The sequence below is a fragment of the Pseudomonas sp. PDM18 genome (assembly GCF_014852585.1).
In the GTDB taxonomy this organism is placed as follows: Bacteria; Pseudomonadota; Gammaproteobacteria; order Pseudomonadales; family Pseudomonadaceae; genus Pseudomonas.
The window spans coordinates 104,127-116,390 of the sequence record NZ_JACVBX010000001.1 but is presented as its reverse complement, the minus strand read 5'-3'; the positions used below and the strand labels follow the sequence as shown (position 1 = coordinate 116,390).

General features: G+C 64.0%; 10 protein-coding genes. 6 read left to right on the top strand and 4 right to left on the bottom strand.

Annotation, left to right across the window (positions count from 1 at the left end):
• Positions 1-61 precede the first annotated feature (61 nt).
• Complete coding sequence (locus tag IB274_RS00510) at positions 62-4,924, top strand: NAD-glutamate dehydrogenase (protein ID WP_192430193.1); 4,863 nt, start codon at positions 62-64, stop codon at positions 4,922-4,924.
• Between the two features lie 243 nt (positions 4,925-5,167).
• On the opposite strand, the gene IB274_RS00505 is transcribed toward IB274_RS00510, so the two are convergent.
• Positions 5,168-5,383: a hypothetical protein gene (locus IB274_RS00505; RefSeq protein ID WP_192430192.1), complete on the bottom strand. Its 216-nt coding sequence runs from the start codon at positions 5,381-5,383 to the stop codon at positions 5,168-5,170.
• 199 nt (positions 5,384-5,582) lie between these two features.
• On the opposite strand from IB274_RS00505, the gene IB274_RS00500 reads away from it, so the two are divergent.
• A complete protein-coding gene (locus IB274_RS00500; protein ID WP_192430191.1) occupies positions 5,583-6,113 on the top strand; it encodes a hypothetical protein in 531 nt (176 codons plus the stop codon).
• On the opposite strand, the gene IB274_RS00495 is transcribed toward IB274_RS00500, so the two are convergent.
• The gene (locus tag IB274_RS00495; protein ID WP_192430190.1) at positions 6,104-6,316 is read right to left on the bottom strand and encodes a DNA-binding protein; all 213 of its coding nucleotides are present in this window, start codon (positions 6,314-6,316) and stop codon (positions 6,104-6,106) included. The two genes, IB274_RS00500 and IB274_RS00495, sit on opposite strands and share 10 nt — an antisense overlap.
• Before the next feature lie 121 nt (positions 6,317-6,437).
• Here IB274_RS00495 and IB274_RS00490 point away from each other — a divergent pair, with 121 nt between their 5' ends.
• A complete protein-coding gene (locus IB274_RS00490; protein ID WP_225614611.1) occupies positions 6,438-6,851 on the top strand; it encodes a helix-turn-helix domain-containing protein in 414 nt (137 codons plus the stop codon).
• Positions 6,852-6,860: 9 nt separating this feature from the next.
• Here the strand turns inward: IB274_RS00490 and IB274_RS00485 are convergent, their stop codons facing one another.
• Entirely contained in the window at positions 6,861-7,742 is an 882-nt protein-coding gene (locus tag IB274_RS00485; RefSeq protein WP_192430189.1) for a DUF6685 family protein, read from the bottom strand.
• A 149-nt stretch (positions 7,743-7,891) separates the two neighbouring features.
• Between IB274_RS00485 and IB274_RS00480 the strand changes: the two genes are divergently transcribed.
• Together IB274_RS00480 and IB274_RS00475 are read left to right on the top strand one after the other, a co-directional pair.
• Complete coding sequence (locus IB274_RS00480) at positions 7,892-8,113, top strand: DUF2835 domain-containing protein (RefSeq protein WP_045211782.1); 222 nt, start codon at positions 7,892-7,894, stop codon at positions 8,111-8,113.
• A gap of 53 nt (positions 8,114-8,166) precedes the next feature.
• Positions 8,167-9,192, top strand: coding sequence for a quinone-dependent dihydroorotate dehydrogenase (locus IB274_RS00475; RefSeq protein ID WP_045211779.1), 1,026 nt, complete (start codon positions 8,167-8,169; stop codon positions 9,190-9,192).
• A 103-nt stretch (positions 9,193-9,295) separates the two neighbouring features.
• Here the strand turns inward: IB274_RS00475 and rmf are convergent, their stop codons facing one another.
• On the bottom strand, positions 9,296-9,514 hold the full coding sequence (gene rmf / locus IB274_RS00470) for a ribosome modulation factor (RefSeq protein ID WP_081519407.1): 219 nt from the start codon (positions 9,512-9,514) through the stop codon (positions 9,296-9,298).
• A gap of 480 nt (positions 9,515-9,994) precedes the next feature.
• Here rmf and rlmKL point away from each other — a divergent pair, with 480 nt between their 5' ends.
• On the top strand, positions 9,995-12,178 hold the full coding sequence (rlmKL, locus tag IB274_RS00465) for a bifunctional 23S rRNA (guanine(2069)-N(7))-methyltransferase RlmK/23S rRNA (guanine(2445)-N(2))-methyltransferase RlmL (protein ID WP_192430188.1): 2,184 nt from the start codon (positions 9,995-9,997) through the stop codon (positions 12,176-12,178).
• Positions 12,179-12,264 lie beyond the last annotated feature (86 nt).

The following is a 12,264-nucleotide window of genomic DNA, read 5'->3' as shown; positions in this document are numbered from 1 at the left end:
GACACAAGACGATATGCGTTCTACGCTCAATCCAACAAAACGAGCCCAGCGGAGTAACAACATGGCGTTCTTCACCGCAGCCAGCAAAGCCGACTTCCAGCAACAACTGAAAGCGGCCCTGGCGCAGCACGTCGACGACAAGGGTCTGCCACAAGTGGCCCTGTTCGCCGAGCAGTTCTTCGGCTTTATCTCACTCGACGAATTGACCCAGCGCAGGTTGTCCGACCTGGTCGGCTGCACCTTGTCTTCCTGGCGCCTGTTGGAACGCTTCGACCCCACCCAGCCTGAAGTGGCGGTCTACAACCCCGATTACGAAAAGCACGGCTGGCAGTCCACCCACACCGCCGTGCAGGTGTTGCACCCGGACCAGCCTTTCCTGGTCGACTCGGTACGCATGGAGCTGAACCGCCGCGGCTACAGCATCCACACCCTGCAGACCAACGTGCTCAGCGTGCGCCGCAACGCCAAGGGCGAGCTGCTGGAAATTCTGCCGAAGAACAGCACTGGCAAGGACGTGCATCAGGAATCGCTGATGTACCTGGAGATCGATCGTGTCTCCCAGGCCGGCGAACTGCGCACTCTGGAGAAGGCCCTGCTGGACGTGCTCGGCGAAGTCCGCCTGGCCGTCGCCGACTTCCCGGCCATGCGCACCAAGGCCGAAGAGCTGCTGGCCTGGCTGGGCAAATCCAAGGTGAAGGCCCGCGCGGAAGAAACCGCCGAGGTGCGCGCCTTCCTCGAGTGGCTGCTGGACAACCACTTCACCTTCCTCGGCTATGAAGAATTCACTGTGCAGGAGGAGGCCGACGGGGGCCACCTGGTGTACGACGAGAAGGCCTTCCTCGGCCTGACCCGCACCCTGCGCGCCGGCCTGAACAAGGACGACCTGCACATCGAGGATTACGCGGTAGCCTATCTGCGCGAGCCGGTACTGCTGTCGTTCGCCAAGGCCTCGCAGCCCAGCCGTGTGCACCGCCCGGCATACCCGGACTACGTGTCGATCCGCGAGATCGATGCCAAGGGCAAGGTCGTCCGCGAGTTCCGCTTCCTCGGCCTGTACACCTCGGCGGTCTACGCCGAGAGCGTGTTCGACATCCCGTTCATTCGTGGCAAGGTCGCCGCGGTGCTGAAGAACTCCGGCTTCGACAGCAAGGCGCACCTGGGCAAGGAGCTGGCGCAGATCCTCGAGGTGCTGCCGCGCGACGACCTGTTCCAGACTCCGGTGGACGAGCTGTACAACACCGCCATGTCCATTGTGCAGATCCAGGAACGCAACAAGATCCGCCTGTTCCTGCGCAAAGACCCGTACGGCCGCTTCGCCTACTGCCTGGCCTACGTGCCGCGCGACATCTATTCCACCGAAACGCGGATGAAGATCCAGCAGGTGCTGATGGAGCGCCTGAAGGCCAGCGACTGCGAGTTCTGGACCTTCTTCTCCGAGTCCACCCTGGCCCGCGTGCAGTTCATCCTGCGCGTCGACCCGAAGAACCGCATCGACGTCGACGCTGCCCAGCTTGAACAGGAGGCGATCCAGGCCTGTCGCTCCTGGCAGGACGACTACGCCGCGCTGGTGCTGGAGAACTTCGGCGAAGGGCAGGGCAACAACCTGCTGGAAGATTTCCCGAAAGGCTTCCCGGCCGGCTACCGCGAGCGTTTCGCCCCGCACTTCGCGGTGGTGGACCTGCAGCATCTGTCCAGCCTGTCCGATAGCCGCCCACTGGTGATGAGCTTCTACCAGCCGCTGGCCCAGGGTGAGCAGCAGCTGCACTGCAAGCTGTACCACGCCGATACGCCGCTGGCGCTGTCCGACGTCCTGCCGATCCTGGAGAACCTCGGCCTGCGCGTGCTCGGGGAGTTCCCCTACCGCCTGCGCCACACCAACGGCCGCGAATACTGGATTCATGACTTCGCCTTCACCTATGCCGAAGGCCTGGACGTCAACATCCAGGAACTCAACGAGACCCTGCAGGATGCCTTCGTCCACATCGTCAACGGCGATGCCGAGAACGACGCCTTCAACCGCCTGGTGCTGACCGCCGGCCTGCCGTGGCGCGACGTGGCGCTGCTGCGCGCCTACGCCCGCTACCTCAAGCAGATTCGCCTGGGCTTCGACCTGGGCTATATCGCCAGCGCGCTGAACGCCCATGTGGACATCGCTCGCGAACTGGTGCGTCTGTTCAAGACTCGCTTCTACCTGGCCCGCAAGCTCACCGCCGAGGACCTGGAAGACAAGCAGCAGAAGCTCGAACAGGCCATCCTCACCGCCCTGGACGATGTCCAGGTGCTCAACGAGGACCGCATCCTGCGGCGCTACCTCGACCTGATCAAGGCTACCCTGCGCACCAACTTCTACCAGCCGGACGCGGCCGGGCAGAACAAGAGCTATTTCAGTTTCAAGTTCAACCCCAAGGCGATTCCGGAAATCCCGCGGCCGACGCCGAAGTTCGAAATCTTCGTCTACTGCCCGCGTGTGGAGGGCGTGCACCTGCGCTTCGGCGACGTGGCCCGCGGCGGCCTGCGCTGGTCCGACCGCGAGGAAGACTTCCGCACCGAAGTGCTGGGCCTGGTGAAGGCGCAGCAGGTGAAGAACGCGGTGATCGTCCCCACCGGTGCCAAGGGCGGCTTCATCCCGCGGCGCCTGCCGGTTGGCGGCAGCCGCGATGAAATCCAGGCCGAGGCCATCGCCTGCTACCGCATCTTCATCTCCGGACTGCTCGACATCACCGACAACATCAAGGAAGGCCAGATCGTGCCGCCGGCCAACGTGGTGCGCCACGACCCGGACGATCCTTACCTGGTGGTGGCGGCGGACAAGGGCACCGCGACCTTCTCCGATATCGCCAACGGCATCTCCGCCGACTACAACTTCTGGCTCGGCGACGCCTTCGCCTCCGGCGGTTCCGCCGGCTACGACCACAAGGGCATGGGCATCACCGCCCGTGGCGGCTGGGTCTCGGTGCAGCGTCACTTCCGCGAACGCGGCATCGATGTGCAGAAAGACAACGTGACCGTCATCGGTATTGGCGACATGGCCGGCGACGTGTTCGGCAACGGTCTGCTGATGTCCGACAAGCTGCAGATGGTTGCCGCGTTCAACCACATGCACATCTTCCTCGACCCCAACCCGGATGCGGCGGCGAGCTTCGCCGAGCGCCAGCGCCTGTTCAACCTGCCACGCTCCAGCTGGGCGGACTACGATGCGTCGCTGATCTCTGCCGGTGGCGGCATCTTCCTGCGCAGCGCCAAGAGCATCACCCTGACTCCGGAAGTGCGCGCACGCTTCGACATCGATGCCGAGCGCCTGACCCCGACCGAGCTGATCCACGCGCTGCTCAAGGCTCCGGTGGACCTGCTGTGGAACGGCGGCATCGGCACCTACGTGAAGTCCAGCGATGAAACCCACGCCGACGTCGGCGACAAGGCCAACGACGGCCTGCGCGTGGACGGCCGCGACCTGCGGGTTAAAGTGGTGGGCGAGGGCGGCAACCTCGGCATGACGCAGCTGGCGCGGGTCGAGTTCGGCCTCAATGGCGGCGCGTGCAACACCGACTTCATCGATAACGCCGGTGGTGTGGACTGCTCCGATCACGAGGTGAACATCAAAATCCTGCTCAACGAGGTGGTGACCGCCGGCGACATGACCAGCAAGCAGCGCAACAAGCTGCTCGCGGAAATGACTGACCAGGTCTCCGACCTGGTGCTGGGCAACAACTACAAGCAGACCCAGGCGCTGTCCCTGGCCGAGCGCCGCGCCCGCGAGCGCATCGCCGAGTACAAGCGCCTGATGAGTGATCTGGAAGGCCGCGGCAAGCTGGACCGCGCGCTGGAATTCCTGCCCACCGACGAAGGCCTCGCCGAGCGCATCGCCGCCGGGCAGGGCCTGACCCGCGCCGAACTGGCCGTGCTGATTTCCTACAGCAAGATCGATCTGAAGGAACAGCTGCTGGGCTCGTTGGTGCCGGACGACGACTACTTGACCCGCGACATGGAGACGGCTTTCCCGCAGACCCTGGTCGACACCTTTGGCCCGGCCATGCGCAAGCACCGCCTGAAGCGCGAGATCGTCAGCACGCAGATCGCCAACGACCTGATCAACCACATGGGCATCACCTTCGTGCAGCGCCTGAAGGAGTCCACCGGCATGACGCCGGCGAACGTGGCGGGTGCCTACGTGATCGTGCGTGATGTCTTCCATCTGCCGCACTGGTTCCGCCAGATCGAGGCACTGGATTACCAGGTGCCGGCGGAAGTGCAGTTGACCCTGATGGACGAGTTGATGCGCCTGGGCCGCCGCGCGACCCGCTGGTTCCTGCGCAGCCGTCGCAACGAGCAGGATGCCGCCCGTGACGTCGCGCACTTCGGCCCGCGTATCGCCGCCCTGGGCCTGAAACTCAACGAACTGCTCGAAGGCCCGACCCGCGAGCTGTGGCAGGCGCGCTACCAGGCTTACGTCGACGCTGGCGTGCCGGAGCTGCTGGCGCGCATGGTCGCCGGTACCAGCCACCTCTACACCCTGCTGCCGATCATCGAAGCGGCGGACGTCACCGGTCGCGACCCGGCCGACGTGGCGCGCGCCTACTTCGCCCTGGGCAGCGAGCTGGAACTGACCTGGTACCTGCAGCAGATCAGCTCCCTGCCGGTGGAGAACAACTGGCAGGCGCTGGCCCGCGAAGCCTTCCGCGACGACCTGGACTGGCAGCAGCGGGCGATCACCGTCTCCGTGCTGCAGATGCAGGACGGCCCGGCTGAGATCGATGCGCGCGTGGCGCTCTGGCTGGACCAGCACGCCCCAATCGTGGCCCGCTGGCGCGCCATGCTCGTTGAACTGCGTGCCTCCACGAGCACTGACTACGCCATGTACGCCGTAGCCAACCGCGAACTGCTCGACCTGGCGCAGAGCAACCAGCAGGGCGCTTGCCCGGTCTGACGCTCTACGCCTTTAAACCCTTTTGATGCTCCAGCCCCGCCTCGTGCGGGGCTTTTTTTCGGCTCGGGTTTGCGGCGAGCACGCGTCGTATTCCTTCCTGTGATTCGCAGCGCATGGGCGTACGGAAACGACGGCGCTCCTACAAGGGAGCGTGGGACGTCGGGATTTTTAGAGGGGATCGAAAAAACGCTGCGATCGGTTTCGCGGAGATTCGAGGGTGATAGATCTTACGGAGGTGCAGGATCAGCTCCCGCTCCGCCCATCCTCGCGAGGCTCGGTCAGCGCCCGACGGTACTTGGCGTACAGCTCATCGGACATCTTGCTGGCGCCCAGCATCTTCAGGGCGAAGGACTTCACTTGCTCATCGCTGTAGGGCTCTTGCTGCGGCGCCGGCTGGCTGGCGCAGCCCACCAGCCACAAAGGCAGGGTCAGGGAGAGAAGGGCGAGGGCACGGTTCATGGTTTTCACACGCAGGCTGGTTCGGGATGGTTGTCAGGCTATCAACCGCTCGAAGCGAGCAGAAATCATCCCGTTCGATAGTGGGTATCGTTTCTGGCGACTTCGGACGCCTTTGTCTGACAGAAAGTTCCCGACTGCGGCGTTTTACAGCGAATAGGGATATTCTTTCCGGCTGTTCATCTATCTGCAGGACCTCCCCATGAAAGCGCAACTTGCCGAACTTCTTACGCTGATCAGCTCCGGCTGCCTGGGTGAAGAGGAGATCCAGCAGATCGCCGACGAAGCTTCGCAGGCCTACGCCGATCCGGCGGCCTTCCTCGCCGCCAATCCGGACATCAATTACGACGAGGACTTCCCCATCCCGCTGGGTGAGTGGGTGGTGGTGGGCAGCCTGCCGGAAATCGTGCTGTTCATGGGTGACAGCTACGAGGAGCTGTTCGGCGAGATCCGCGCCTCCTTCGACCCGAGCGTGAGCTTCGTGCTGCAGGCCAAGCAACTGCGCAAGACCGAGCCGCTGGCCGCGCTGAACCGCATCCAGACCCAGCTCGGCGCGCTCTATCCGGAAAAGGGTGGCTACGTGCTGGTGGACTTCAGCGAGCCGCTGGATACCGAACTGCAGTGCGTGCTGGTCTACCGCAATGACCTGGAGCGCGTCCTGGCACTCTGCGTGGACATCGGCATTCCCGCCGTTCCGGCGCTGCAGGGCGCCCAGCAGGCGGATCAGGCCTGATCCGGCTGGGTCATTAGCAGCAGGGCGCCCAGATCGACCATGACCTGGCCGCCCTGGCGACACGTCGGTATCGCTCCCTGATCGATCCAGGCTTGCACAATGGCGGGGCGATCGTTCAGGCCGACCAGCTGTGCAAAGCGCTGGGCCGTCACGTAATAGCCACCTGCAAGCAGGTCCGGGCTGAATTCGCTTTCCTCGTTCATGTTGTGTCCCGCACCATCCCTTCCCTTCGATCCACGGCTTCTGCTGTGGCCTGGATAGTGAATTTATCCTAACTGTTGGGGTGTTTTTCCGGGCTTTGGTGGTCTCGGAGATGGATGACACATGATGAAGAAACGTTTCCTGTTCTCCGCGGGAGAAAGACTACGGGCGCTTCGCTCGCTGACGGGGCTGTCGCGCCGCGCCTTTGCCGAGACGGTCGGCATGAAGGCCAAGGATGTGGAGAACATCGAGTACGGCAACCAGCGCATGCGTGACCTGGATTTCCAGAAGGTCTGCAGCGTGTACCCGGACTTCGCCCGCTGGATCACCTATGAAGGGCCGATCGATTCGGCGGAGGTGAACTGGAAGGTGGAGGATTCCGCCCAGCGCGCGGCGGTGTACCTGGTGAAAAGCAATCCTCAGTTGCTGGCAACCCTGGGGCTCAGCCTGGAAGAGTGGCGAGCCCGGCATCATGAAGTGCTGGAAAGCCTGAATGAGGAAGAGCACCAGCTCGGCGAGGAATTGCTCGACGAGTGACGTCGAGGCTCAGCCCGTCTTGCCGGTACGGCGCAGATAGGCGATCACATCCGGCGCGCCAGCCTCACGCAAGCCCTGGCCGAAGGCATCGGACTGCGGATGGTCCCGAGGCAGCAGCAGACTCTCCGGGGTTTCCGAATTGAACAGGCCGAAGCGGGCATAGGGCATGCCGGTCTCCAGCAACAGCTCCATGAAGGACGCGTCGCTCCAGGCCTTGGCTGGCATGGCCAGCATGTGGAAGTTGCGCTCCAGCTCATCCAGCACAGGGGTTTGCAGCTCGAAGCGCTGGATGCTCGCCGGCAGGATGATCTCCAGTCCACGGCGGCGCGCATAGACCACTGCATTGGCCAGTTCGCAGGGGTGATTGTCGTCATCCCAGAACAACCGCGCGCCGTGCCAGCCGGCAGTGCGCAACTGCAACGGTGCCTTGCGCTCGAAGCCGGGCAGTGCCACGCCCAGCACCTTGGTGAAGTCGTTGTAGCTGATGATTCGCACCTTGCGGCACAGCTCGCAGTTGGAGAGCTCTTCGAGCCCTGCCAGCGGGCTGTCGAGCAGGCTACGGCAGCAGAGGCCGTCGATGCTTCGAATGTCGACAGCGGGATGTTCTTCGCGGTGGCTGGCCACCAGGCGCTTGAGAACGCTATGGATACGTGCCTTGTCTTCCTGCACCGGCCCGGACAGCGCGCCACGCGGCAAGTCGATCAGTCGGTAGAGTGGCGCGCCGGATTGCCAGCCAAGGCCGGCAGGCCAGTCGGGGAGGGGGGCGAAAGGCAGGGACAGGCTCCGGCTGCGCTCGGCGACGTTACGCCCATCGGCACTGCCGATGCCCAGGCGCTGGGCGAGGGCGGCCAGCCGGCTGGTCACGCTGCGGGGGCGAGGTGGTTGACTCATGGACGACGCAAGACTCCCGATGGCCGGCTGGTCAGTGCAGGAAGCGCCGGGCCCGATGCGCGGCGAATTGCCCTAAGCATAGAAAACCCTGGCGCCGTTGGGCGCATGCGTTGTGGCAAAATTCTTTCCTTCACGTGCTGGAGGCCTCCATGGCTTGCGTTGTGCTGGATATATCCCTGTCGGCGGACCGGCTGCAGGCCCTCTATCGTGGGCATGCCAACCGCGTCCAGGTGACCAGTCGTGATGGCCGGCGGGTCAACCTGCCGGCGCATCACCTGCGTCCATTCGTCACTCACTCCGGAGTTCACGGCAGCTTCGAGCTGGAATTCGACGATTCCGGGCGGCTGCTGGCGCTGCGTCGCCTCGCGTGAGCGAGGGCGGGCTGGCTATAATAGCGCCCCATTTTGCCGACCGATGCCCGACCATGTACAGCCTGGCCCGCGAGCTCCTCTTCAAGCTCTCCCCGGAAACTTCCCATGAATTGTCCATCGACCTGATCGGCGCCGGTGGCCGTCTGGGCCTCAACGGCCTGCTGACGCAAGCACCCAAAAGCCTGCCAGTAAAGGTCATGGGGCTGGAGTTTGCCAACCCCGTCGGGCTGGCCGCCGGCCTGGACAAGAACGGTGACGCCATCGACGGCTTCGCCCAACTCGGATTCGGTTTCGTCGAGATCGGCACCGTCACTCCGCGTCCGCAGCCGGGCAACCCCAAGCCGCGCATCTTCCGCCTGCCGCAAGCCACCGCGATCATCAATCGCATGGGCTTCAACAACCACGGCGTCGATCACCTGATCGAGCGGGTCAAGGCGGCGAAGTACAAGGGCGTGCTGGGCATCAACATCGGCAAGAACTTCGATACCCCGGTCGAGCGCGCGGTGGACGACTACCTGATCTGCCTGGACAAGGTCTACGCCCACGCCAGCTACGTCACGGTCAACGTCAGCTCGCCGAACACCCCCGGCCTGCGCAGCCTGCAGTTCGGCGATTCGCTCAAGCAGCTGCTCGAAGCGCTGCGCCTGCGCCAGGAAGACCTGGCTGTGCAGCACGGTCGTCGCGTGCCACTGGCGATCAAGATCGCCCCGGACATGAGTGATGAGGAGACCGCGATGGTCGCCGCCGCGCTGATCGAGTCGGGCATGGATGCGGTGATCGCCACCAACACCACCCTGGGTCGCGAAGGCGTCGAGCACCTGCCGTTCGGCAACGAGGCTGGTGGCCTGTCGGGCGCTCCGGTGCGCGAGAAGAGTACCCATATCGTCAAGGTGCTGGCTGGTGAGCTGGGCGGCCGTCTGCCCATCATCGCCGCCGGCGGCATCACCGAAGGCGCGCATGCAGCGGAGAAGATCGCTGCGGGTGCGAGCCTGGTGCAGATCTATTCGGGGTTCATCTACAAGGGCCCGGCGCTGATCCGCGAAGCGGTGGACGCCATTGCGGCGGCCAGGCGGGCGTAAGTACAGGTAGCAGAAATAAGTAGGGCTCCTTTCGGAGCCCTTGGGCTTGCGCCCTTTTCCGCCCGGATGGGGCGGCTTGGGGAAGTCGTGGGTGACCCTGGATTCAGCCTGTCGCGTGCTGCAATTGGTTCACTCGTTGAATACCGGCGGCGCCGGTCAAACCATCCCAGTTGTCGCCGCGGCCCTCACGCCAGCCGTTGAGCCAGGATTGCCGGGTAGTGGGATGGGTAAACGGACAGAGATCGCGAGATTTTCCAGTAATGCCGTGCTGATAACCACGCAAAAAGGCTCTTTCCAACGGATCACGCTTAAGTCTTCTCATAGGGTGTTGCCCTCACTTGTTGACTGTTATGTCCCGTTGGCCCCCCAGGGAGGCCGGGCGGAATGTTCCGCCAATGGGGCGCATTGCCGGCGTGACGCGCCCCGCCCGACACCATTGCGGTGAAGGATTACCCCGAGTTCTATCGAAAGGTTCCGGGGCTGTGAATGACCAATTTGTCATAAGGACGTAACTCTTATGGGTTTGGGCCATAAGGTTTGTCCGGTTTGCAAAATGCCAGTACGGCATAACCCGCCAGGGGCGGGAGCTTGCCAAGGATCAAGAGGAATGTGTGTCTAATTGAGACCACCTCTCGTTCCGACGAGTGGGATGACTTTCTGCGACGCGAGGCCGCAGGCCGGTTGCCGGTCCATCCCTGAAAATGACTACAGGGGTTGCCTGGGTTCACTCGAATGAACCCAAGGTGGCCGACAAGGCCATTAGCGGCTTTGATGAAAGGGCTGCGGCCCGGGAACTATTTGCATGTCGGATTTGCACGATCTCTTCCTCACCTGCCCGAAAGGGCTCGATGGCCTGTTGCTGGAGGAAGCCCAGGCGCTCGGGCTGACCGAGGCGCGCGCCCAGGTTTCGGCCATTCGCGGCAAGGGCGACCTGGAGACGGCTTACCGCCTGTGCCTCTGGTCGCGCCTGGCCAACCGCGTGCTGCTGGTGCTGTCGCGCTTTCCGGTAAGCAACGCCGAAGACCTCTATATGGGTGTCAACGCCGTGTCGTGGGGCGACCATCTGGAGGCCGGCGGCAGCCTGGCGGTGGAGTTCAGCGGCAAGGGCTCGGGCATCGACAACACCCACTTCGGTGCGTTGAAGGTGAAAGACGCCATCGTCGACAACCTGCGCGCCGAGTTCGGTCAGCGGCCGAGCGTGGACAAGGTCAACCCGGACATCCGCGTGCACCTGCACCTGGATCGCGGCCAGGCTGTGCTGTCGCTGGACCTTTCCGGGCACAGCCTGCACCAGCGCGGCTACCGCCTGCAGCAGGGCGCCGCGCCACTGAAGGAAAACCTCGCCGCTGCCGTACTGATCCGTGCGGGTTGGCCGAAGATCGCCGCTGAGGGCGGCGCATTGTCCGACCCTATGTGTGGCGTCGGCACCTTCCTCATCGAGGCCGGCCTGATCGCCGCCGACGTCGCGCCGAACCTCAAGCGCGAGCGCTGGGGCTTCAGCAACTGGCTGGGCCATGTGCCGGCGATCTGGAAGAAACTGATCGAGGACGCCCAGCAGCGTGCCGAAGTCGGCCTGGCCAAGACGCCGCTGTGGATTCGCGGCTACGAAGCCGATCCGCGCCTGATCCAGCCGGCGCGCAATAACATCGAACGCTCCGGCCTGGCCGAGTGGGTGAAGATCTACCAGGGCGAGTTGGCCATCTTCGAGCCGCGCCCGGACAAAGGCCAGAAGGGCCTGATCATCTGCAACCCGCCTTACGGCGAGCGCCTGGGTGACGAAGCCAGCCTGCTGTACCTCTATCAGCACCTGGGCGAGCGTCTGCGCCAGAGCTGCCTGGGCTGGAGCGCCGGAATTTTCACCGGCGCGCCGGAGCTGGGCAAGCGCATGGGCATCCGTAGTCACAAGCAGTACGCCTTCTTCAACGGCGCGCTGCCCTGCAAGCTGATCATGCTCGACGTGGAGCCGCGCCAGTTCGTGACCGGCGAGCGTGGCGAACGCAGCGATGCCGCTCCGACCCAGGGCGCCGCCGTGATCGAACAGGCTCGTCTGAGCGAAGGCGGGCAGATGTTCGCCAACCGCCTGCAGAAGAACGTCAAGGCGCTCGGCAAGTGGGCGCGCAAGGAAAAGATCGAGTGCTACCGGGTGTATGACGCCGATATGCCCGAGTACGCCCTCGCGGTGGACCTCTATCGCGACTGGGCGCACGTGCAGGAGTACGCGGCGCCCAAGTCCATCGACCCGGAGAAGGCGCAGATCCGACTGCTCGACGCGCTCGCCGCGTTGCCGCAGGCCCTGGGCATTCCTACCGAGCGCATCGTCATCAAGCGTCGCGAGCGCCAGACCGGCAAGAAGCAGTACGAGCGGCAGAACGCCGAAGGCCGTTTCATGGAAGTTGAAGAGGGCGGCGTGAAGCTGCTGGTCAACCTGACGGACTACCTCGACACCGGCCTGTTCCTCGACCACCGGCCGATCCGCCTGCGCATCCAGCGCGAGTCTGCCGGCAAGCGCTTCCTCAACCTGTTCTGCTACACCGCCACGGCTACCGTGCATGCCGCCAAGGGTGATGCGCGCAGCACCACCAGCGTCGACCTGTCGAAGACTTACCTGGACTGGGCGCGGCGCAACCTGTCGCTCAACGGCTTCTCCGACAAGCAACGCCTGGTGCAGTGCGACGTGATGGAGTGGCTGCGCGAGGACCGTGGTGAATACGACCTGGTGTTCATCGACCCGCCGACCTTCTCCAACTCCAAGCGCATGGAAGGCGTGTTCGATGTGCAGCGCGACCATGTCGAGCTGATCGACCTGGCCATGGCGCGCCTGGCCAAGGGCGGGGTGCTGTACTTCTCCAATAACTTCCGCAAGTTCGAACTGGACGAAGGGTTGGCAGCGCGTTACCTGGTCGAGGAAATCAGCGCCCAGACGCTGGACCAAGACTTCGCCCGCAACAGCAAGATCCACCGCGCCTGGCGTATCAGCGTACGCTGAGGCCCGAGCGGCGCACGGTCCGGGCCGTGCGTCGCGCGAAAGCTGGGCAAATGGCCATCGGCTGCTATAAAAACTGAGTCACCCTG